Source organism: Providencia vermicola, assembly GCF_010748935.1.
Classification (GTDB): domain Bacteria; phylum Pseudomonadota; class Gammaproteobacteria; order Enterobacterales; family Enterobacteriaceae; genus Providencia; species Providencia zhejiangensis.
Map to the genome: position 1 here is coordinate 4,147,342 of NZ_CP048796.1, position 22,710 is coordinate 4,170,051.

Annotated in this window: 19 protein-coding genes and 1 pseudogene; 16 read left to right on the forward strand and 4 right to left on the reverse strand. The window is 42.4% G+C overall.

Going from position 1 to position 22,710, the window contains the following annotated elements; all coding sequences use genetic code 11:
• Positions 1–80: 80 nt before the first annotated feature.
• Positions 81–671, forward strand: a complete 591-nt coding sequence (locus G3341_RS18900) for a hypothetical protein (RefSeq protein ID WP_154635542.1) — start codon at positions 81–83, stop codon at positions 669–671.
• Positions 672–723: 52 nt separating this feature from the next.
• On the opposite strand, the pseudogene G3341_RS18905 reads toward G3341_RS18900, so the two are convergent.
• Positions 724–1,014: pseudogene (locus G3341_RS18905) on the reverse strand (transposase); the annotation flags it as partial.
• 152 nt (positions 1,015–1,166) lie between these two features.
• Here G3341_RS18905 and G3341_RS18910 point away from each other — a divergent pair.
• From G3341_RS18910 to rraA, 9 genes are all read left to right on the forward strand, one after another.
• Positions 1,167–1,730, forward strand: a complete 564-nt coding sequence (locus G3341_RS18910) for an RHS repeat-associated core domain-containing protein (RefSeq protein WP_244316454.1) — start codon at positions 1,167–1,169, stop codon at positions 1,728–1,730.
• Positions 1,681–2,004, forward strand: a complete 324-nt coding sequence (locus tag G3341_RS18915) for a hypothetical protein (protein ID WP_154623349.1) — start codon at positions 1,681–1,683, stop codon at positions 2,002–2,004. The genes G3341_RS18910 and G3341_RS18915 overlap by 50 nt, the downstream gene beginning before the upstream one ends.
• 12 nt (positions 2,005–2,016) lie before the next feature.
• Complete coding sequence (locus G3341_RS18920; RefSeq protein ID WP_154635541.1) at positions 2,017–2,679, forward strand: pentapeptide repeat-containing protein; 663 nt, start codon at positions 2,017–2,019, stop codon at positions 2,677–2,679.
• A gap of 652 nt (positions 2,680–3,331) precedes the next feature.
• Complete coding sequence (cytR, locus tag G3341_RS18925; RefSeq protein ID WP_432279740.1) at positions 3,332–4,327, forward strand: DNA-binding transcriptional regulator CytR; 996 nt, start codon at positions 3,332–3,334, stop codon at positions 4,325–4,327.
• 198 nt (positions 4,328–4,525) lie between these two features.
• The gene (gene ftsN / locus G3341_RS18930; protein ID WP_163863346.1) at positions 4,526–5,344 is read left to right on the forward strand and encodes a cell division protein FtsN; all 819 of its coding nucleotides are present in this window, start codon (positions 4,526–4,528) and stop codon (positions 5,342–5,344) included.
• A 154-nt stretch (positions 5,345–5,498) separates the two neighbouring features.
• Positions 5,499–6,029 (forward strand): ATP-dependent protease subunit HslV, encoded by a 531-nt coding sequence (gene hslV / locus G3341_RS18935; protein ID WP_154622266.1) that lies wholly within the window; start codon positions 5,499–5,501, stop codon positions 6,027–6,029.
• 11 nt (positions 6,030–6,040) lie between these two features.
• The gene (hslU, locus tag G3341_RS18940; protein WP_154622267.1) at positions 6,041–7,375 is read left to right on the forward strand and encodes an HslU--HslV peptidase ATPase subunit; all 1,335 of its coding nucleotides are present in this window, start codon (positions 6,041–6,043) and stop codon (positions 7,373–7,375) included.
• Positions 7,376–7,604: 229 nt separating this feature from the next.
• Positions 7,605–8,525 carry a 1,4-dihydroxy-2-naphthoate polyprenyltransferase gene (locus G3341_RS18945; RefSeq protein WP_154622268.1) on the forward strand — a complete coding sequence of 307 codons (921 nt, stop codon included), beginning with the start codon at positions 7,605–7,607 and terminating at the stop codon, positions 8,523–8,525.
• Between the two features lie 110 nt (positions 8,526–8,635).
• Positions 8,636–9,160, forward strand: a complete 525-nt coding sequence (rraA, locus tag G3341_RS18950) for a ribonuclease E activity regulator RraA (protein ID WP_154622269.1) — start codon at positions 8,636–8,638, stop codon at positions 9,158–9,160.
• A 517-nt stretch (positions 9,161–9,677) separates the two neighbouring features.
• Here the strand turns inward: rraA and zapB are convergent.
• Positions 9,678–9,917 carry a cell division protein ZapB gene (zapB, locus tag G3341_RS18955; RefSeq protein WP_154622270.1) on the reverse strand — a complete coding sequence of 80 codons (240 nt, stop codon included), beginning with the start codon at positions 9,915–9,917 and terminating at the stop codon, positions 9,678–9,680.
• A 304-nt stretch (positions 9,918–10,221) separates the two neighbouring features.
• On the opposite strand from zapB, the gene G3341_RS18960 reads away from it, so the two are divergent.
• The 3 genes from G3341_RS18960 to G3341_RS18970 all read left to right on the forward strand — a co-directional run bounded on the left by G3341_RS18960 (position 10,222) and on the right by G3341_RS18970 (position 17,867).
• Positions 10,222–11,064 carry an MIP/aquaporin family protein gene (locus G3341_RS18960; protein ID WP_154622271.1) on the forward strand — a complete coding sequence of 281 codons (843 nt, stop codon included), beginning with the start codon at positions 10,222–10,224 and terminating at the stop codon, positions 11,062–11,064.
• 24 nt (positions 11,065–11,088) lie between these two features.
• The gene (glpK, locus tag G3341_RS18965) at positions 11,089–12,615 is read left to right on the forward strand and encodes a glycerol kinase GlpK (protein ID WP_154622272.1); all 1,527 of its coding nucleotides are present in this window, start codon (positions 11,089–11,091) and stop codon (positions 12,613–12,615) included.
• Between the two features lie 200 nt (positions 12,616–12,815).
• A complete protein-coding gene (locus tag G3341_RS18970; protein ID WP_163863348.1) occupies positions 12,816–17,867 on the forward strand; it encodes a hypothetical protein in 5,052 nt (1,683 codons plus the stop codon).
• A gap of 40 nt (positions 17,868–17,907) precedes the next feature.
• On the opposite strand, the gene emrD is transcribed toward G3341_RS18970, so the two are convergent.
• Positions 17,908–19,092, reverse strand: a complete 1,185-nt coding sequence (emrD, locus tag G3341_RS18975) for a multidrug efflux MFS transporter EmrD (RefSeq protein WP_163863350.1) — start codon at positions 19,090–19,092, stop codon at positions 17,908–17,910.
• Positions 19,093–19,482: 390 nt separating this feature from the next.
• Between emrD and fpr the strand changes: the two genes are divergently transcribed.
• Entirely contained in the window at positions 19,483–20,229 is a 747-nt protein-coding gene (gene fpr / locus G3341_RS18980; RefSeq protein ID WP_154623345.1) for a ferredoxin--NADP(+) reductase, read from the forward strand.
• 36 nt (positions 20,230–20,265) lie between these two features.
• Here fpr and G3341_RS18985 read toward each other — a convergent pair whose 3' ends face one another.
• Complete coding sequence (locus G3341_RS18985; protein ID WP_154623344.1) at positions 20,266–20,688, reverse strand: DUF805 domain-containing protein; 423 nt, start codon at positions 20,686–20,688, stop codon at positions 20,266–20,268.
• 52 nt (positions 20,689–20,740) lie between these two features.
• On the opposite strand from G3341_RS18985, the gene G3341_RS18990 reads away from it, so the two are divergent.
• Together G3341_RS18990 and tpiA are read left to right on the forward strand one after the other, a co-directional pair.
• Positions 20,741–21,352, forward strand: coding sequence for a DUF1454 family protein (locus tag G3341_RS18990; RefSeq protein ID WP_154623343.1), 612 nt, complete (start codon positions 20,741–20,743; stop codon positions 21,350–21,352).
• A gap of 185 nt (positions 21,353–21,537) precedes the next feature.
• Positions 21,538–22,308: a triose-phosphate isomerase gene (gene tpiA / locus G3341_RS18995; protein ID WP_154623342.1), complete on the forward strand. Its 771-nt coding sequence runs from the start codon at positions 21,538–21,540 to the stop codon at positions 22,306–22,308.
• The last annotated feature ends 402 nt before the right edge of the window (positions 22,309–22,710 follow it).

The window sequence follows — 22,710 nt, forward strand, 5'->3', positions numbered from 1 at the left end:
GTAAATATAGAAAAACTGAGAGTTGACGCTATCACTCCAGGCTCTTGGCTTAATGATATATTGACGAAGGTTAATAAATAATGAATTATTATAAGTTGGGTATAAATCCTGCAAGTAAAAAGTGGAAAGGTTATATGAACCCAAGCCCATTTTTTTTAGATGATAAAGGAAATGAATTAAATGATGTAAAACTATCAGCTATCCAAGGGAGATTTAATGGTGTTTTATATTTCGATATATTAAGTCAGGGTAAGATTCCCCCAGTTACCTCAACAGGCTCTAGATTCTTAGCATTTAATGACAGTATTTTTTGTACAGATGATTTTGACGTTAACGGCGTCCAGCCAATACCAATTATTAATAGAGATAGTCATTTAAAATATATATTGATGCATGTATTTAATTACATTGATTGTGTTGATTGGGAACATTCTAAAGTTGATCACTGGCCTGTGGGATATATTCCAGAAACATGGGAGTCAAAGCGTGGGCGTTTTTTTATTGAACCTGTTATTTATAAAAGTAAGATACCTAAAAACTTAGATGCCTTTCGTTTGTATGAATGGAATAGTGCGTTTAATATCGTGATATCTGAAAGTTTTAAAGAAAAATTATTATCGGTAAAATTTGATCATACTTTTCTTGATTTTGAACTATTATCTCTTAAATAAGAAACTGCCGAGGTATTAGACCCTGTAAATAATTCTGTGTATTTGCCTTTCATTAAAGGTAACCGTCTAGGCGGTCACCAAACGTAATAATAAAACGGTTCATTGCCTGTTTCCAGTTTTGAATTGGTATGCTCCATTTTTTAGAAGCTGATTCAATCGCTAAGTAAATCACTTTACGCACTCAATCATCGCTGGGGAATACCTTATGTTTCTTAATCGCATGACGAATAACGCTATTTAGTGACTCGATGGCATTCGTGGTATAAATAGTTTTGCGGATATCATCAGGGTAAACAAAAAATGTATTTACGTTTTCCCAATGCGCATACCAACTTTTGCTAATAACAATTGATAACAGGCAATTATTGAACAAATCCAGCCCAAAAGGAGCTTCAACGCTATATTTCTACTTCAGGGTACGGGTACTATAACAGCGATCAGTATGACCTTTTAGGGTAATTAACCCAGCATTTAGGCACCAAACCGCACACCACGGTGTACCATGCGTACAATGACCACAGTTATACCTCTTTAGCCCGTATTGAGTGCACGGATACCCCCGTCAATCCACGGTGCGCCATCTATTACACGCACAGTGGCTTAAACGGATTGCCGGAGGCGCTCACCAACAGTGACTGTCATCTCGTTTGGCAAGGTCAGTATGGTGTTTGGGGGTATTTACAGCGTCAGGCCCGCCCTACCGGTGAGTTTAACAGTGAACAAAACCTGTGTTTTCAAGGGCAATATTTCGACAAAGAAACCGGCCTGCACTATAATACCTTCCGGTACTACGCCCCAGATTTAGGCCGCTTTACCCAGCAAGACCCCATCGGGTTAGCGGGTGGGTTCAATCTGTACCAGTATGCACCGAATCCACTGACATGGGTGGACCCGTGGGGTTGGGCGTGTTCTGGAAAAACTTCAGATGGAAAAGGGTTAGGCGGAAATCAAAAAGTTGATCGAGCAGCGAGAGAACTTGATTACGCAGTGCAGAGAGCAAGTAAATATCTTGACCGCGGTTACTGCATGGGGAAAGATATATCAAAATTGGGCAAATAATCAACATATACCCCAGTGGTTAAAAAATGTTGCTAGCGGGAATGCTATTCAGCAAATAACGGACAAATTAACCGTTAACAATAGATATCTTGAAGGTATTATCAGAAATAAAACAGGTTCATGGTGGGGGAGCTTACGCCCAGATTATCATTTCGAACTACCAAACGGAAAAGTAGCTGTATTTGATATAACTACTTCGGGGCAAGCATCTAAAATGAGTAAATATAATATTGACGATGTTACGGATTGGTTGATTAATATTCTTTATCAATAGAGGTTATTTTATATGAATAATAAATTAAAAAAAGAAATGGTAGAGAGATGGACTGATGAGCTGAACTTTAAGATAAACGCCATGTTTAAAAAGGAAGATTGGCGAGACAAAAATATTATTAATGCTCGTTGGAATATGGCTCCTTTTGGGTCCACCGATAATAATAAACTAGATTTTAGAGGATTTGTTTTTAGAGAGCCTATTCATTACCACTATATCTCAAATATTGATTTTTCTTATTCACGGGTAATAAGTGGTAATAAAGATAATTACGGACCATCAAGAGGAGTAACTGGATTTATTAGTTCAATACTTGAAGATTGCAACTTTATTGGTTCACAGATGCCTGCTAACTTGGCTGAAAAATTTACAAAATGTAATTTCAGTGGAGCAAAATTTGAGTCATCAAAATTAAATGCTGATTTTTTTTCCTGTCAGTTTATTAACTCCGACATGAAAGATGTTTTAGCCAATGGTAAAAAATTTATCAAATGTGATTTCACTAATGCGAGTTTAAAAAAATGTAATTTTTACAACTGCTATTTTGAAGACTGTATATTTGATAATGCAATTATGTCTTCCTCAAATATCTCAGGTAGTACATTTGTTAAGACTAAACCTTCTGAGCTTCAGATCATGAGCTGCTCTGTGTCTGATAATTTAAAATTTTTATAAAATATTCTAAACATCATAGATAAATTCTGATTATGTATTCGACATGTAGATTATTGTGTTTACTTGCGTAAAAACACTTATTTCCAGTAAGTAAAATTCATTGATTTTATAGATTTTCTAAAATACTCACGATGGGTTGAATGGCGTGTCAGAGGTTCTTACCAAGAATAAAGGTAATATCGTTTAGCAAGGCCAATAGAGTGTTCGGGGGAATTTACAACATCAAGCCCGCCCTACCTGTGAGTTTAACAGTAAGCAAAGCCTACCCGTTTGAAGTGCTGCTTATGTTATTGCAATGACCGTTGAATCACACTCGACATGGCTCGACCGTTCCCAGCCTCTTTTGATATGCAAATAGCCGCACTTTTTTCCTGCGATCACCTGCAATCATACAAACTGACTCACCAGATATTATCCCTCCTTTTTATTCAGAAACTTTATGCTAACTATTTTCAATATTTGCGAACCAGCTCTAAAAAATGACGTGAGTCACAGTTTTTATGTAAACTAGGTAACAGATATTATTGTTAAACCAATTAGAATAACTCGTTACTTGAAGCGATGACGTCTTTGCGCCATTCAAAAAAGCAATCGATTAACTAAACGTAAGGAAGGCGTTGTGGAACAAAAACAACAAAATGCTACTGCAACCATGAAAGATGTTGCTAAAGCAGCGGGCGTATCAACGGCGACTGTCTCTAGAACATTAATGACGCCTGAAAAGGTCTCATTACAAACTCGTCAAAAAGTCGAGCAAGCAGTGATGGACGTGGGCTATTATCCACACAGCCTAGCGAGAAGCTACAAACGTAACGAATCGAAAACGATCTTGGCGATAGTGCCTGATATTAGCGACCCTTTTTTTAGTGATGTTATTTGTGGACTTGAAAAAGTTGCCGCACAAGAAGGCTATTTTGTACTGATTGGTGACTGCAAACATCAGCAAAAGCAAGAAAGCGCTTTTATTAATCTAATCATCACAAAGCAAATCGATGGGATGGTACTGTTAGGGTCGAACTTACCGTTTGATGTATCCGCAGAAGAACAAAAAAATTTACCGCCAATCGTTATGGCTAACGAATTCTCGCCTGAATTAAAATTACCGACTGTTCATATCGATAACCTAACATCAGCCTTTAATGCCACCCATTATTTACAAAAATTAGGTCATAAGCGCATTGCATGTATTGCAGGGCCTGAGCATATGCCTCACAGCCAATATCGTTTAGAAGGTTATAAAAAAGCGATGCTACGTACCGGCGAAAAATTGCGGGAATATTATATTGTTCGAGGCGATTTTACCCATGAAAGTGGCGCTGAAGCAGTCAAAACTCTGCTATCGCTACCGGAACCTCCTACCGCTATTTTTTGTCATAGCGATATTATGGCAATCGGCGCCATGTGGCAGGCTAAAAAATTAGGTTTAACGCTACCTGACGATTTATCTATCGTCGGGTTTGATAATTTAGAACAAGCCAAGTATACACTGCCGGCATTAACAACCATTAACCATCCCCGAGATGAAATTGGTCGACATGCTATGTTATTGCTGCTTGAACAACTACAGGGTAATAGTGTCACTCCGGGTTCTCGCCTCCTAGATTCTGATTTAATCATCAGAGAGAGTGCAAAAGCGCCTAAAAGCTAGGCAAAGTCGTTCAGGTTAAGTAACATGTATGTTCTAACTTATTCAAGGTGCAGCTTAAGTGGTGATCCGAACAATAGTGAAATGCCTGCAACAATAGGCCATTATTGTCAATCAGCCTAACGAATCAACTACAGCTTGAGATATGCAAGTATAAAACTGAATAATCACAGACACTCAATAAACTAGTGAATTAACAGCGTGGCACAAAAAGATTATGTAGCTCGTGGGCGGTCACCAGCCCGCCGAAAAACCAGTAAAGGTAAATCAAAGAAAGCACAAGGACTGCCGATAACGACATTGGTCGTTGCCGTCGGCATTGTGGTTTTATTTGTTGGTGGCCTTTTCTATATCACTCAAAATAAAAAAGAGTCGCCGCAGAATGTGGGGGCTAATCCACCGTCAGCGCCGACCAATACTCTGCCGCCAAAACCCGAGGAGCGCTGGCGCTATATTAAAGAGCTGGAACGACGTGGTGTTGATACGCCAAATATTCAGCAACCAAACAGCCAGAATGGCAATATTATGCGTCCATCCGATCTGACACCTGAACAGCGTCAGCTCTTGGAGCAAATTGATTCAGATAGACGTGGTCCTGTAACCAATTTACAGGAGGTTCCTTATAACGGGCAGCCTGTACCGCGCTCACAAGTGATCATCAATGAGCCAACTCAGCCGGTGAGTCCACCCGTGCGGCACAAGCCTACAACGCCGCCTGAGACAAAAACAGAGACGCGTTCTACACAACCAGCGCAGTCGTCACCTGCACAATCTGAAAGTAAGCCAGCCAATAATTTACAAAATATGCTCGTACAATGTGGCTCTTTCCGTACTGCCGAGCAGGCTGAATCTGTCCGAGCCACTCTCGCATTCTCAGGAATCGAGAGCAGAATCACTGTTGGTGGTGGTTGGCATCGTATTGTGCTTGGCCCTTATTCTAAGGCAACAGCAGAAAAAATGCGCGATCGAGCAAGTAGCGTCGGTGTTTCTGGTTGTATTCTTCGTGCCTCTGGGGGTTGAAAAATATAATCCCCTCCCCCATGTACTGTTGTAACGTACTATCAAGAGCGGCTATTACAGCATTTTGTTTATTTCCAGTTACCGATTTAAGAAGGTCGGTAATTGGGAAAATTAATACGCCGCATTTTTTCGTCATAAAACCAGGGGCTAACTCATGACAACAATCGTAAGTGTTCGCCGTAATGGCCAGGTCGTAATTGGTGGAGATGGGCAGGCGACGATGGGTAATACCGTCATGAAAGGCAATGTCCGCAAAGTTCGTCGCTTATATAACGACAAAGTTATTGCCGGATTTGCCGGTGGCACTGCTGACGCATTCACTCTTTTTGAGTTGTTTGAGCGCAAGCTTGAGCTACATCAAGGCCATTTAACTAAAGCTGCTGTTGAGCTAGCAAAAGATTGGCGTACTGACCGCATGCTACGCAAACTCGAAGCGCTACTTGCTGTTGCTGATGAACATACCTCCCTCATTATTACAGGGAATGGTGATGTCGTTCAGCCAGAGAATGATTTAATTGCTATAGGTTCAGGTGGCTCATATGCACAAGCCGCTGCACGCGCATTACTTGAAAATACCGACTTAAGTGCTCGTGAAATTGCTGAAAAAGCACTGTCTATCGCCGGTGATATCTGTATCTATACCAACCACAATGTCAACTTTGAAGAAATTTCTTCAAAATCATAAGGATTGCCTGTATGTCCGAAATGACTCCACGCGAAATAGTTAGCGAACTTGATAACCATATTATTGGTCAAAATAAGGCAAAACGTTCTGTCGCAATCGCCCTGCGTAACCGTTGGCGTCGTATGCAACTGAATGAAACGTTGCGCCATGAAGTCACGCCAAAAAATATTTTAATGATTGGACCAACTGGTGTTGGTAAAACGGAAATTGCACGCCGTCTGGCAAAGCTTGCTAATGCCCCCTTCATCAAAGTTGAAGCAACAAAATTCACTGAAGTTGGCTATGTTGGTAAAGAAGTAGACTCTATCATCCGTGACCTCGCAGACTCTGCTGTCAAAATGGTACGTCAGCAATCTATCGAAAAAAATCGGTATCGTGCAGAAGAATTAGCCGAAGAGCGTATTCTCGATGTCTTGATTCCACCAGCAAAAAATAACTGGGGCCAATCAGAGCCTGTTGATGGGCACTCACCAGCGCGTCAATCTTTCCGTAAAAAACTACGTGAAGGCCAGTTAGACGATAAAGAAATTGAAATTGAAGTTGCTGCCGCGCCAATGGGCGTTGAAATCATGGCTCCTCCAGGTATGGAAGAGATGACTAATCAGCTGCAATCTATGTTTCAAAACCTTGCGGGCCAAAAACAAAAAGCACGTAAGATGACGATAAAAGAAGCTTTTAAACTTTTGGTTGAAGAAGAAGCAGCCAAGTTAGTCAACCCTGAAGAGTTGAAAGAGCAGGCTATCGAAGCGGTTGAGCAACACGGCATCGTATTTATCGATGAGTTCGATAAAATCTGTAAACGAGGTGGACAAAGCTCCGGCCCTGATGTTTCCCGTGAAGGTGTCCAGCGTGACTTACTGCCATTGATCGAAGGGTGTACTGTTTCAACTAAGCATGGCATGGTCAAAACAGATCATATTCTGTTTATCGCTTCTGGGGCATTCCAAGTCTCTAGCCCTTCTGACCTGATCCCTGAATTACAGGGTCGTTTGCCAATTCGAGTTGAACTACAAGCACTGACGACAGAAGACTTTGTACGTATTCTGACGGAGCCAAATGCCTCGCTGACTGAACAATACAAAGCCTTAATGGCAACAGAAGGTGTCACAATTGAGTTCACAGAAGATGGTATTCGCCGCATTGCAGAAGCCGCATGGCAAGTGAATGAGTCGACTGAAAATATTGGTGCTCGTCGCTTACATACTGTTTTAGAGCGTCTAATGGAGGATATCTCCTATGATGCGAGTGAACGTAACGGTCAAACCATTCACATTGACGCGGCATACGTCAGACAACACCTAGATGAATTAGTGGCTGATGAAGATCTGAGTAGATTTATTTTATAAGCTTATTAATTATCAGGTTTTCATGTATCCTTAATATGCATCTAATAAAGTACAACGGTGATTCATCGTTGTACTTTATAATATGAGATTAAGCAGCAAATATTCAGCTTCTCACAAAACCATGACCTATGCTGTCCATGAGGACGCTCTCATGAAACGAGAGTCATAAGGTATGTCATGTGAGGGCTTATTAATGATATTGAACATAACAAACCTGTGAAATTATTGAATGAGCTCATCTACTTCTATTAGCCGTAAGCAGGCCTGGCTAGAAAGTTTACGCCCTAAAACCCTGCCTCTAGGGGTGATTGCGATTATCACTGGCTCTGCGTTAACCTATTTAATGGGCACGTTTAAGTGGCCAGTTGCCCTTTTAGCACTCATTACAGCAGGTTTACTGCAAATATTGTCTAACCTTGCTAATGATTACGGCGATGCCGTGAAAGGCTCTGACACTGCCGAACGTATAGGCCCTCTGCGTGGCATGCAAAAAGGGGTCATCACCCAAGCAGATATGAAAAAAGCGCTCAAAATTAATATTATCGCTGCCTGTATTTCAGGGCTGCTGTTAATTATAGTCGCTTGTGAAAAACCAGAAGACGCTATCGGCTTCTTAGTGTTAGGGTTAGTTGCAATTGTTGCGGCAATCACCTATACCGTTGGTAAAAAACCTTATGGTTACCTAGGCTTAGGGGATATTTCTGTTCTTATTTTCTTCGGCTGGCTCAGTGTTATTGGCACATATTATTTGCAATCCAACAGCTTTAATATGATCACGTTCTTACCTGCAACGGCATGTGGATTACTTTCAGTTGCAGTGCTCAATATTAACAATATGCGCGATATCGAAAATGATATTAAAGCGGGCAAAAATACCCTCGCGGTACGTTTAGGCCCTCAAGGTGCGAGGATCTATCACGCAGCTATCATTATTATCGCGATTTTATGCCTAGCTTTCTTTAATTTACTGTATCTGCACGGTTGGGCCGGCTGGTTATTTTTACTGGCGGTGCCTATGTTGATGAATCATATTCGCCGTGTACTCAGTGATCCGACACCCGAAGGCATGCGTCCGATGCTAGAAAACATGGTGAAAGCAGCACTATTCACTAACGTTCTCTTTTCTATCGGTGTAGTATTGAGTAAATAATTGCTTATTTTTTGACTCGACCCCCCTATTTTTAAGAGGTGAATTTTGCCAATCACCTCTTAAAAGGGATATACTTTATCTCTCTTGCAGCAAAAAAAGACCTATACACTATGAAATATGATACTTCCGAACTCTGTGATATCTACCAAGAAAGCGTCAATGTGGTAGAGCCTCTATTTTCCAATTTTGGTGGGCGTACTTCATTTGGCGGTCAAATCATTACGGTTAAGTGCTTTGAAGACAATGGCCTACTGTATGATTTGCTGGAAGAAGATGGCCATGGCCGTATTCTCCTCGTCGATGGGGGCGGTTCTGTGCGTAAAGCACTCATTGATGCAGAGCTCGCTAGATTAGCGGTCGATAACCACTGGGAAGGCATTGTGATATACGGTGCTGTACGCCAAGTGGATGCATTGATGGAGCTCGATCTGGGTATTCAAGCCATTGCTGCAATACCGAGCGGTTGCCCAGATGAAGGGATTGGGGAAAGTGATATCCGCGTTAATTTTGGCGGCGTTACCTTCTTCTCTGGTGACTACCTTTATGCCGATAATACAGGCATTATTCTGTCAGAAGAGCCTCTTGCAACGCAGGATAGTGCAGGTTTTGAAGTCATTGACGATGAAGACCTCTAGGCCTTAAATAAACAAATTCCATTAAAAAAGAAGGGCCGATGATGATATCGGCCCTTCTTTTCGGTAGAACACGTTTTGCTGTATCTATATCACAAAGGGTAGCGGTGTTAATCTCACTACCCCATCAAGCATGTCAGCTTTTAATGCCAATATGTCACCTACAAGTATCAGTAACAGCTATAAATGATTAAAGCCATTACTCTCCCAAATACTCTACACCGTTCGTATTGTAACTGGGTCGCCATCACAAGCTATGACGGCAAACATACACGGCGTCATAACGTCTTGAATGTATAACACTCTAACTAGCCTGTGTTGCCGTTAAACACCAAATTACTGTTATCTTGATGAATAAACATACCGCTCTAACGAATTGAAACTCGTTAACTGAATACCCTAAATTATTCGAGTTGCAGCTAGGCAGCGATTCGCAAGTGACCCCGATGAACATACACTAGATATGCATCAGGCAACCGAGAGATGCCAGCACTGCTGCGGCGCGAAACATAACGGGTATTTAAACTTCTTCCATTTTGCCGAGCAACCCACGCAACTTTTCTTGCCAAGTCTGCTGCTCTTGTTTCAGTTGTTCATTTTCACGTACGAGTGACTCAGTACCTGATTTCGCGTTATCGAGTTCTTGAACGAGTGCACTATTTTTATCTTTCAGTTCATCGATTTCCATTTGCAACAATGTGATTGTATCAATCGCTTGTTGGACTTTTGCTTCTAATTTCTCAAATACTTCAAATGACATTCTTCTAACCTCCCATGTAAGCTTTATTATCGATTGTAAGTAGCATGATCCCCTGTGTCTAGTAGCTTGACTCTGATTCCCTTAATCACTTATTTTAAAACACTGGTCGGATCACATTGCAAAGGTCGATTACGTCACTATTTTTGGTCGTTCTTTTTCGTTTTGGTGATGTAACACACATATTTCAATTTCGATATTTCTCGTTTGCGCTCATTAACGATAAATTTACACTATAGGTTTTCACTTTGAAGATCTTAATCTGAAAAACATTACAATAATTTTAATTTTCGTAGGATAGAAAGATATGAGCCAAACGACCACAACTACACTTACAGGTCAGTGCATATCAGAATTTTTAGGTACTGCACTCATCGTATTCTTCGGATTAGGCTGCGTTGCTGCCGTCCGTATCGCGGGAGCACAACTCGGTCTCTGGGAAATCAGTATTATTTGGGGCTTTGGTGTTGCTCTCGCTGTATATCTAACAGCCGGTATTTCCGGAGCTCACCTTAACCCAGCTGTAACCATCGCATTATGGTTATTCGCGAGTTTCGAAAGACATAAAGTTGCCCCTTATATTGTTGCGCAAATGTTAGGCGGCTTTTTTGCTGCTGCCTTAGTTTACGCCATGTACTCCCCTGTATTCATTGACTACGACCAAGTTCATCACATTGTTCGCGGCACACAAGAAAGTCTCTTTACTGCGGGTGTTTTCTCCACTTACCCAGCACCACAGCTAAGCGAAATGCATGCCTTCTTTATTGAAGTCGTTATCGCCGCGATTCTACTTTGCCTAATCTTGGCACTCACTGACGATGGTAATGGTATTCCACGCGGTCCTTTAGCACCTCTTCTAATTGGTATATTAATCGCTGTTATTGGTGGCTCTTTCGGACCACTGACAGGATTTGCCTTAAACCCAGCTCGTGATTTTGGCCCTAAAGTCGTCGCCTATTTTGCTGGTTGGGGAGACATTGCGCTCACGGGTGGCCGTGAAATTCCTTATTTTCTTGTCCCATTAATTGCTCCTATTGTAGGTGCGTTAATTGGTGCATTTGGTTATCGCATGCTGATTACTCGTCATTTACCCGGTTTCATTCATACGAAAAAAGACGAGCAATCAAAAACAGCGAGTAAAAACGTTTAATCATCACCGGAACAGGTTTAAATTATGACAACAGAAACAAATATCGAGAAAAAATATATTGTCGCTCTTGATCAGGGAACAACCAGTTCGCGGGCCGTTGTACTCGATCACGACGCCAACATTATCAGTATTTCTCAACGTGAATTCACCCAAATCTACCCTAAGCCAGGCTGGGTAGAACATGACCCGATGGAAATCTGGGCATCACAAAGCTCAACACTGATTGAAGTCTTGGCGAAAGCAGATATTCGTACCGACGAAGTTGCGGGTATCGGGATCACCAACCAACGTGAAACAACCATTGTTTGGGAAAAAGCGACAGGTAAGCCAATTTATAATGCCATTGTTTGGCAGTGCCGCCGTACCGCTGATTTTTGTACGCATCTCAAACAAAATGATCGGGAACTAGAAGAGTATATTCGTCAAAACACTGGGCTGGTTGTTGACCCATACTTCTCCGGCACCAAGGTCAAATGGATTTTGGACCATGTGGAAGGAGCACGTGAACGTGCTGAAAAAGGAGAACTGCTGTTTGGCACAGTCGATACTTGGCTTGTCTGGAAAATGACGCAAGGGCGTGTTCACGTAACAGATTATACCAATGCTTCCCGTACCATGATGTTCAATATCCGCAATCTGGAATGGGATGATAAGATTTTAAAAGCCTTAAATATTCCACGAGCAATGCTACCCGAGGTTCGTCCATCATCTGAGGTTTATGGGCAAACTAACATCGGTGGTAAAGGTGGAACACGTATTCCTATTTCAGGTATGGCTGGTGACCAACAAGCAGCACTCTATGGCCAATTATGCGTGAAACAGGGTATGGCAAAAAATACCTATGGCACCGGTTGTTTCTTATTGATGAATACGGGTGAAACTGCGGTTCGTTCAAACCATGGCCTACTTACCACAATCGCTTGTGGTCCAAGAGGTGAAGTCAATTATGCACTGGAAGGGGCTGTTTTCGTCGGTGGCGCATCCATTCAATGGCTACGAGATGAGTTGAAGCTGATCGATGAATCGACTGACTCCGAGTATTTCGCCACTAAAGTCAAAGACAGTAACGGTGTCTACGTTGTACCTGCTTTTACTGGCTTAGGGGCACCATACTGGGATCCGTATGCACGTGGGGCTATTTTTGGCTTAACACGTGGTGCAAACCGTAATCATATTATTCGTGCCACACTGGAGTCCATCGCTTACCAAACTCGTGATGTGTTGGATGCAATGCAAGCGGATGCTGAAACACGCCTTGCAGCGCTACGTGTTGATGGCGGTGCGGTCGCAAACAACTTCTTAATGCAATTCCAAGCGGATATTTTAGGGACTTCTGTTGAGCGTCCTCAAGTGCGTGAGAGCACCGCTTTAGGTGCCGCGTACCTAGCCGGCTTAGCCGTTGGTTTTTGGAATAGCCTTGATGAACTGCAATCAAAAGCAAGCATCGAACGCGTCTTCAAACCGGGGATTGAAACAACAGAACGTAATTATAAATATGAAGGATGGAAGAAAGCGGTTGCAAGAGCGCAAGAGTGGGAAGATCGCGCCTAGTTTTCACGCCACGTTTCACTAACCCATACAAAAAGGCAACACTTCGGTGTTGCCTTTTTTATATGACCGCGCCATCGATTAATTAAATAATTAGCTTATTAGTATATTAATAATAAATTAGACGCCACATTTTAATAACTTAAAATATCCAATTGATTTTATAGGGAATAAAAGCCACTGTTCAACAACGGAGATAGGTTATGGATAACCAAAAAGAGGCCGTATCTTTACCACAAGAAGAAAAAAATGAATCTGGTTTGTTAGCGTTTGTTTATGATATGGCAGATCCAAATCTCCCTGTTATGACACAATCTGTTGCCATTTCGGATTTAAGAAATAACACGACGCCTTTAACGGCAAGGCCCTCTCAAAGCCAGTGGGTTTATGAGGGAGTACTCAATGTGCCACGGGATGGAAAATATCTCTTCATGGTTGATCAGCATAACACACCGTTATCGCTTGAAATCAATCAGCAAAAAATCGACTTAAGCCAACAACAAATCGCTGATGGTATCACCGTCGACCATCTCAAATCAGGGGAACAATACCCCATCCGATTTACCGCCATTACAGATGGCTTAGTGCCACAATTTCGCTTTTATTGGGATGCTGGGAATGGGTTTGAAGTGGTGCCCGACCATGTACTTCACCACCCTCAGCATAGAGAAGCCTCTAATATAAACACAACACCTCTCGATCATCCGCAAAATGAAGCCATCAATACCATTATTGTGCATGAAGTTGAGCAAAAAAAACTACAGCTAGGCTATTACAAGAATCGTGGTCGTGTTGCGGTAATACGCGATGATTCGGCACTACTCGCTGCATTATCTCACCAAGGTCCAACCGATTCCAAGGTGGGCAATACGGCCTTTCAACTGATCAGTTGGTTAGCAGGAAAACCACGAATTGCTCATGAAAGCCGCAAAACTTACCTATTAAGTGCGGTCGATACCGAACAATTTTCTGGGTTTGATTTTCACACCAAACACAATCTATTTGTTGATAGCTTTAACTCGCCACACCATTGGCAAGATAACGACCATCGAGCCGCAGAGCAACTAGCAGATGCCCTACTCCCCAGTGGTGAATGGCATCGCCATTATGACATCGTCGTATTACCAGCAAATGCGAATCAACAACAAGTGGCGTTAATCCGCCATTGGATGGAGCTGACTGGCGGCAGTGTTTTTATTTTACACAGCCCAACTCATCATGTTCCCAGCCTAGCCATTCAACAATTAATCAGTGACATTCATCCTCAACAAAACCATGAAGAACATGTCACCATTCCAGCGGTCACCCTTAAGAGAAAGGGATTACAAGTGACCGTAAGTGACTGGGATCCGCTGACTAACGAAACAACGCGAGTTGCAGAATATATGCTCTCTGCAAACTCAAATGATCCCCTACCTGCTCGTAGCCGACCAACTCAATGGCTATTTAGTGGTGTAGTCACGGCACCTGAAGATGGTGACTTATGGTTAACCAGCAGAGGTTCAGAGCCCTTCTCTTATCAAATAAACTCAGTCAGCCACATTCAGGACCCTGAAAGCAATCAAGTTCATAATATAAAATCAAGTGAAAGCTACCCTATTCAAGCCACAATAATGACGCAGGGGGAAGTGCCTCACTTCGCACTTTATTGGCAATTAGCTTGTCATGGTGAAGACTATAAACCGGTTCCTGATGACGCCTTAGAGTATGACACCGCTGACGTTCAAGTGAGTTCAGACCCTATTCCGACAATAACCGAACCTTCATTAAGGCAATCTCATTATCAGCAAACCATTCAGTTGCCTTCAACATCAATAAATACGCTGAATTTAACGGAAGAAATGCTTGCTCAAACTGAGTACTTTTCACTCACGCTACACACGGCTGAAGCCACGACGCCCTTTATCTTAGAAGATATCCCTCTGTCATCTCACCCTTCATGGCAATCATTAGTACAAGAAATAGAACAACACATTAATCAGCGGATCACCGACCACGTGGACACAATGGTATCCGTCAGATATCAAAATAATCATATTATTATTCAAGGTGATGATGTTTATTTTACTCAATTTCAACTGAAACAAAATCGACCAACCGCCCATATATCCATCAATCCCACACACATAGCATCGACAGAGGATGAAAATGGCACGACACACACCTTCAAACTGTATGCGAATAGCCTGAAAGAATTAACACATCTTTCTTTATCACTGGCAGGCGAAACGGACAAGCGTGTACATTTGCTAAAGAGTGAATTTAAATCGCCTGACTTACCGATCACATCATCCGAGCAATTTGTTGCACAATTACAGCATTATCTACGGTCCCAAGCGCAGACCCAATCGCTGCATGTAAGCTATGATGAAAATCAGCAGGTGCTATCTCTCTTCGACCCATTAAAGCGTTCCCTTGAAAACTTCAATTTGGGTTTGCAACATCAGACATTGCCTTTTGTTATCGCTGAAAATCATAGAGAAGAAGCCGCCTCTTTGGTCATCGGAGCAATAACGGGAAAATTGCCTACTCACCCAGATGTTATTGAATACCGTTTACTTGAGGAGCCAACATTTGGCAAGGTCAGACTCAACCATCAAACAGGTGAATGGCTCTATCAGGCAAATAGCGATAGCCCTTTTTCAGGGAGCGATCAATTTGACTTTATGGCCATTTTGAAAAATGGCCAATATTCCGCCCCCATGTCGATTCAACTACAATCAGACGATGCCCCTGTGACAAACTACCCGGGGAAAAGAGTCTTTACACTACCTGATCCGATCTACCATGAGCCTGCTGCGCGTGGCAATCACGTACCGGTAGATATGCAAGTTCACACCATCCAGCTCGCACAGACCCATTTACAAAGCCCCGATGCCCCCTATTTCGTACTCACGGCCAATCGTTGGGCATTATTAAAAGTTGATATCACAAGCCCATCCTCCGCGAATGCGCCAGACATTACCGCAGTCGTGATGGATAAAGATGACCAAGAAATTGGGCGAATTCGTTTAACTGGACCAGAAAATTTACCTCAGCAATTACCTGTTATTCCAAATACGCCAACCATAAAAAGCCATGAGCTGCATCAGCAGAGTTATACGGCTCCGCTTCAAGGTCAATGGATACAACCGGGTATGAAATTGCAATTATTGGTAGGTGATACCCCGGTGGTGATGCCGTACACCGATCACCACGGTATCTTTACTCCCCAAATTAGCACAAGCAATGACATGGTTTCGCGTGTCACGAACCATAGCCTTTATCGTCATGGACAAGGTGTTTATGCCTATTCCCCCCTGAGCTGGGGGATGGAAGCCGCAGCCAAGCTGCCCACTAACGCATTTACCTTATATAGTTACCCAGCTTTGTCGCAGTTTTTACCTCTCGAGCCACAAATCACACATCGCGCAGCACTTTTTATGCCGACCTATGATAGGTTAAGCGGCCTTTATCCTCATCACAGCGAACAAATTTCTTGGGGTTCCCATCGCAGCATCGAAACCAGTCGAACAAATGGACTTGATAGTGACTTTAATTACTATTCACTGACTCCGACAGGCGTGAGTAGCCTACTTGGCTTAGCATGGAAAAACCAAGGTAGTGGTGTCGCTTATGCCAATGTCATGTGGCACGAAGTGTATGGACATGGATTTGGTCTGCACCATACTACGGAGCCTAGCACGGCTTACCCATTTGATAAGAAACACAACGGCTTCAACATCGCATTTGACCAACAGGCACAGTCATATATGACTTACAAGTACATCAATGCGTATACAGGCCAAGTGGCTGAAGTGTTGCCTATGTTATATCCTTACCTAAGTGATGCAGGCCATGATATTTTTAATGCATTCACTTCCCACTCCGATTATTTTACTCAGCGTATACAACAATTTCTGAGACAAAAATTACGCTGGCAGCCAAACGCTCTAGAAGGTGAAGATATTGAAGATCATGGTTTCGCTGGTGACGGTTATTATCAGCGTTGGTCAGATAATAGTCATCAATGGGAGACACTCACGGAAGATAATTTCGCGCAGTTTTACCCAACGAGTTCTCCCTATGAATTAGCCCATCAACGAGATGTCCCTGTCTATTGGATCAATGCTTCAATCTTAACCATGCCAAATGGTCAGCTTCACCCCTATAGCACGCTCAAGCCAATACGAACACGTGGTCACCTACCAGCGCCATACCATAATTTAATCACAGCAACAGGTCGGCCTTACAGTGACGACATGCACTATGCACTTAAAGTGACCTACGCGACTCAATATGGTCTATTGACCGAACATCTACAAGCGGTCACGGACTTAACAACAATCAACCTCAATCTTCCTGACAAAGGGGAACTCGTCAAACTTGAATTAGCCAAAATCAATACCGATAAACAACTCGATAAGCCCATTTATACCTACAACAACCCCAATGCTTTGGCAAACCGCCTATTTAGCCAGTGGGATAGCACATCCCCGACTCCTCAGCTGACGCTCGATGACTATTGGCAAGGCAGTAAACTATTTTGGTCAGCAACAGACACCGCGTTGATTGATATGTCCACTGGAAAAATCGACAAACAGAAAATAACTCAAGACAGTGTGTTATGTGCTATTTGGGTGAAAGATGGGCAGCGGCAAAAACAATATTTTTCATTACGTGATCCGTGGGGAGAACATGCCTTACCTCACGGTGTGCACACATTTTCACCCATCAATCACTTAGAGCAGGTTATCGATAAATATGTAACGCCAATAGCTTATGATGTTGAATCAGAGAGTTTACTGCTGTCTGATGCCTATATTAATCAAACCGTGGATATCTCAGCGATGCAACTGCCAGAAGGACAATACACTTATTGGCTAACCTTACTGCTGGATGATGGCTCAGGGCAAATTCAAGAGCAAGTTCCCCAAGAGCAATGGATGATATCACGACAGGGAGAGCAATTATCGATTATCGGCAATATCGACAGTACACCCAAATTAACTATCACAGGGCTTAAGGTTTATATCGATAGGCACTTACAAGACGATATTCATCCTAATACATTAATATTAAACCAAAATACATCCATACCGCTCAGTGAGAATACTCAGTGGCTAGATTACAATCGGCCCGTTGTTTTTAATCAGCGAGATCAACACATTGATTTGATTGCTGCGATGGATAACACACCGCTGCATATGCGTGTAGAAAACGACACACTGTGGTCAGCTAGCACCAAGAATTTTTCTGCGCCTTTAACTCTCTAAGCTAGAGCAGGCGGTATTGCGTACCGCCTGCAACTGAGGATTATACCGTATGTTCAGTCCTATCCATGCGATGTGCTAATGGCAGCCAACACAATAAAACAAGTACTGACATCAAGAACATTAATAACCCTAAACTAAACTGCCCATTTTGGGGTAATAACGCGGACACCCAAGTTGCTATGCCGGATCCCACATTTTGCATACCGCCGACTAAGGCGCCCGCCGCCCCCGCTAAATAGGGAAAAGGTTCCATGGCCCCCGTTGTAGCAAGCGGGAATAACATACCCGCACCAAAGAAAAAGACAGAAGCCGGTACCAGTAAAGTCCAGATATTCATTGTGCCAAACCAACCAGGGATCCACATCATTAAGCCAGCTATCAGACAGCAAATGACCGATTGCCACATTAACTGATAAAAACTTTTACCATCACGCCCTGCATACCAAGCCCCAAAGAACGCCGCTGGAATAGGAATAATGAATAAAATACTGACAGTAATACTGTTAAGGCCCAGTACGCCGCCCATCAACACTCCGCTACTCGCCTCGAAAACGGCAATACCCGCTAATGCGCCAATCAACATGATTAAATAAGACACAAAAGAACCCGTTGATAATAATTGACGGTATGAAGTGAGCATTTTGTGTTTTTCTGGTGAAACAGGTCTTGTTTCAGGCAACCAGCGATACATGCTTAACAGTACAGTGGCGCCTAATACAAATAAGAAAATATAACACGCATGCCAGCCCCAGAAGTGGGCTAATAAGCCCCCAAACATCGGTGCCACTAAAGGACTCACTAATACACCCATATTTAATAAGCTATTCGCATAGCGTAATGAAGTGCCTTTATAAAGATCGCGAGGCATGGTACGAACCATAACACCGGCGACGCCAGTTCCCAGACCTTGCAAACCACTCGCGAGCACTAAAATATCCAGTGTAGGCGCAAAAATAGCCAGTAACGTTGAGAGTAAAAAGATCACCATTCCCACTAAAATCACGGGACGGCGACCAATTCGGTCTGACAACGGCCCATAGATCAGCTGAGAAAAACCATAAGTAAAGAGATAGGCCGCCATGACGCGTTGCACAGAGCCGGACGGTTGTCCAAAATACACGGCAATATCCGCAATGACAGGTACATAAACCGTCTGCGTCATCTGCCCCACTGCCGCTAAAGCAATCAGCAAGATCAGTAAATTAAAATTTTCCAGTTTTCTCATTTTCTTCTCAAACTAATTTTATCATCCTGAGCGCACAGCCTAGCTGTGTCATTAGACACAAATAACATGAAAGCTTTATTTCAGGGGAACACCCCAGAGTGTTATCGATTGTTTTATTTGATAAAGCAGCCGTTATCCCATCGTTAGCTGCTGCGCGACTAAGATAACAAATTGAATTTTTTTTTCGAGATAGGATAGCATTTTAATTAGCATGCCAACGTCAGCAAAATTCGCCACATATGGCAATAAAACTGTACATTAAATTTAGCAGTGCACCATTTAAAAGAATAATTCACTGGAACACTTTATCGATAAGCGCAAATAGTAAACTGATTTAGTATGAAACTCTGATAAGTCGCAAAGCTGAAAAAAATTCAGAGGTGAAAATTTATGGCCAATTGGGTTAACGGAACTGTTATTGAAGCAAAATTTTGGACCGAGTCACTCTTTAGCTTAGTCATCAATGCCCCCATTAAACCTTTTATCGCTGGTCAATTTGCAAAACTTGCCTTGGAAATCGAGGGAGAACGTGTACAACGCGCCTACTCTTACGTCAATGCTCCCAGCGATGATCGACTTGAATTCTACTTTGTCGTCGTCCCTAACGGGAAATTAAGCCCTAAACTTGCCCAATTGCGTGTAGGAGATACACTGCAAGTCACTGATGAGGCGTCTGGTTTCTTTATTTTGGATGAGATCCCTGACTGCCAGCATCTTTGGATGCTCTCAACGGGCACAGCAATAGGTCCTTTTCTCTCTATCTTACAAGAAGGTAAGGATCTTGAGCGTTTTGAAAAAATTATCCTTTTACATGCCGTCCGCTATCAAAAAGACCTAAGTTATCTTCCTTTAATGAAACAGCTAGCCGAGCGCTACCCAGAAAAGCTCCATTTGGTGACCGTTGTCAGCCGCGAGCAGTGTGAAGGCGCTTTATATGGGCGAGTGCCTGCATTAATTGAAAACCAGATGCTCGAAAACGTTACAGGAGTTTCCCTTGATGCTGCTAGCAGCCACGTAATGCTATGTGGTAACCCTGAAATGGTTAAAGACACACGAGAAGTACTGATAAAAACCCGTGATATGCGCAAACATTTACGCCGTAAACCGGGTCATATCAGCAGTGAGCAATATTGGTAGTCATCCTAAGATCCCCTTAATGCGTGATATAGGGGATCAAGAAAGATAATCAACAGGTTGTGTTTTTTTGCCGTATTGATTTTCAGAATCCATCCCGACAAAAACACCACAGTCTAATAACATAATCATGGCGATTAAAAGAGGTAAAAAACGCCCAATTCCCCATTGCCAAACAGGTGCTAATTGGCTGACATCCATGGAAAACAAGGCAAATGCAAGAATAATTAATGCAAACCAGCCGCCGGGTTTTCCTCTATCATGTAGACGTTTGGTAAAAATTGCCGCTAACGGGTATAGCAACAATACAAACAACACGATCACTACGATTTCAGGTAAGCGCAATGCATTTTGCAAAAGCACAATAACCGTCATTAAAATAAAGCATAAGGCGATGCCCGCCCAAAAAGGTCGACGACCTATTCGCCCTTTGAAGGAGAAGGCCCATTGTTGTAATGTCATTACACCAGATCCTGATACACTATTAAAAACCCTAAAATGAGTGGCAAAACAAATGAAACAACCCGCACTCCGTTCAATCCCTATCATCATAACCGTTTTTCTACTTGGTTTGCCACAACTGACATTTGCACAAAAAGTACCGACACTGCCTAACACGGACTTTGAAGTGGCTTACTTAGCCCCTGACGCGCCCTCATTCGACCTCACTATCCCTCAGTTACGTAACCAGTTTAATCAAACCAATCCGACGTTACCGCTACATGAATACAAGGTGATAGCGAGCCAAGATATTTCGGCTCCCTATATTCGTGCCGCTTCTCGAATTAATGCTCACCTATATTCATCCGCTGTTCTTGAGCGTGGAAGCGAAAAGATTAAAAGTTTACAAGTCACTTTACTGCCAGAAGAGCGTCAAGATACTCAAGCGAATAGGCAATTAGCAGAGCGCTATATTATGGCGATTATCCATCAATTTGACCCAAACATTTCTGTCGATAAAGCGCCTGAATTAACCCTCGCATTAAATAAATTTATGGCGAATAAAGATGCCGTCCACGCCGAAGAGGTTCGTTTAGGCGGTCTACGCTACATTTTAGTAAAAAGTGAAAATAATGTGCTTACTTTTGCTGTTGAACCGATTAAGCTAGAAACAGAAGCGCCTTAAATAGATAAGGATCACAGCAATCGTCAGCAGCGTGATAAAAAGCAAAGCTATTGTTATGTATTCTCTTTATACTTAACACCTCAATTTTAGGCACAGTGACAGAAACATTTTTCTCGTTGCACAAAATGTAACAGCGCGGCGAGTCACTTATTGATAAATCAAACTCTCTGGTTGGAGGAAACAACATGCGACATCCATTGGTAATGGGTAACTGGAAACTGAACGGCAGCACCCATATGGTTAATGACCTGATCGCGGGTTTACGCAATGAACTGAGCAGTGTTGATGGCTGCGATGTAGCGATTGCCCCACCTGCTATCTACCTAGGTCAAGCAAAACATGCGCTTGCAGGTAGCCGTATCGCATTAGGTGCACAAAACGTTGACGTAAACCTTTCCGGCGCATTCACTGGTGAAACATCTGCGGAAATGCTCAAAGATATCGGTGCAAAATACATTATCATCGGTCACTCTGAGCGCCGCACATACCATAAAGAAAGCGATGAGTTTATTGCTAAAAAATTTGCGGTATTGAAAGAACAAGGTTTGATCCCTGTGCTGTGCATTGGTGAAACAGAAGCGGAAAACGAAGCGGGTAAAACAGAAGAAGTGTGTGCTCGCCAAATCGATGCGGTGCTCAATACACTCGGCGCGCAGGCATTCCAAGGAGCAGTGATTGCTTATGAGCCTATTTGGGCTATCGGTACAGGCAAATCAGCGACCCCAGCGCAAGCACAAGCTGTTCATAAATTCATTCGTGACCACATTGCGAAAAAAGATGCTGCCATCGCAGCACAAGTGATCATCCAATATGGTGGTTCTGTTAATGCAAGTAATGCGGCAGAGCTTTTCACTCAACCAGATATTGATGGTGCACTCGTCGGTGGCGCGTCATTAAAAGCTGACGCATTTGCTGTGATTGTTAAAGCGGCTGCTGAAGCGAAAAACGCGAAATAATTTATTTTTATTGAGAATAAACCGTCAATATTTATTGGCGGTTTTTTTATTTGCTGCCATAATAAAAGAATAATAACGCTAATAAAAAACAATATATTTCCACAATAAAGAAAATTCATTTTATTTATGTGAGTCACAAAAACAAAAACTCCCTAAAATAAATTATTCCTTTTCGCATTTTATCATCCCTAGAAAAATAAACTATAAATCATCAATATGATTTATTACTTATCCCACTAATAATCTTAAATATTCCTTTCATACCTCTTATCAAGAATACTCGACAAGGCGACTTTTTTTACATTAAATTCACATTGGCTTCGACCTTAAATTATTTACACGTTTTAAAAAAATGAATGTTAACGATAAATAACACCTTACTGTTAAATAAAAAATGATAAC

Bases quoted from the DNA above. Each gene is read 5' to 3' on its own strand.
- hslU (WP_154622267.1), top strand. From the start codon at position 6,041: ATGTCCGAAATGACTCCACGCGAAATAGTTAGCGAACTTGATAACCAT.
- rraA (WP_154622269.1), top strand. From the start codon at position 8,636: ATGAAATATGATACTTCCGAACTCTGTGATATCTACCAAGAAAGCGTC.
- hslV (WP_154622266.1), top strand. From the start codon at position 5,499: ATGACAACAATCGTAAGTGTTCGCCGTAATGGCCAGGTCGTAATTGGT.
- tpiA (WP_154623342.1), top strand. From the start codon at position 21,538: ATGCGACATCCATTGGTAATGGGTAACTGGAAACTGAACGGCAGCACC.
- fpr (WP_154623345.1), top strand. From the start codon at position 19,483: ATGGCCAATTGGGTTAACGGAACTGTTATTGAAGCAAAATTTTGGACC.
- zapB (WP_154622270.1), bottom strand. From the start codon at position 9,917: ATGTCATTTGAAGTATTTGAGAAATTAGAAGCAAAAGTCCAACAAGCG.
- G3341_RS18985 (WP_154623344.1), bottom strand. From the start codon at position 20,688: ATGACATTACAACAATGGGCCTTCTCCTTCAAAGGGCGAATAGGTCGT.
- G3341_RS18900 (WP_154635542.1), top strand. From the start codon at position 81: ATGAATTATTATAAGTTGGGTATAAATCCTGCAAGTAAAAAGTGGAAA.
- G3341_RS18920 (WP_154635541.1), top strand. From the start codon at position 2,017: ATGAATAATAAATTAAAAAAAGAAATGGTAGAGAGATGGACTGATGAG.
- glpK (WP_154622272.1), top strand. From the start codon at position 11,089: ATGACAACAGAAACAAATATCGAGAAAAAATATATTGTCGCTCTTGAT.
- G3341_RS18960 (WP_154622271.1), top strand. From the start codon at position 10,222: ATGAGCCAAACGACCACAACTACACTTACAGGTCAGTGCATATCAGAA.
- G3341_RS18990 (WP_154623343.1), top strand. From the start codon at position 20,741: ATGAAACAACCCGCACTCCGTTCAATCCCTATCATCATAACCGTTTTT.
- G3341_RS18970 (WP_163863348.1), top strand. From the start codon at position 12,816: ATGGATAACCAAAAAGAGGCCGTATCTTTACCACAAGAAGAAAAAAAT.
- emrD (WP_163863350.1), bottom strand. From the start codon at position 19,092: ATGAGAAAACTGGAAAATTTTAATTTACTGATCTTGCTGATTGCTTTA.
- G3341_RS18945 (WP_154622268.1), top strand. From the start codon at position 7,605: ATGAGCTCATCTACTTCTATTAGCCGTAAGCAGGCCTGGCTAGAAAGT.
- cytR (WP_432279740.1), top strand. From the start codon at position 3,332: ATGAAAGATGTTGCTAAAGCAGCGGGCGTATCAACGGCGACTGTCTCT.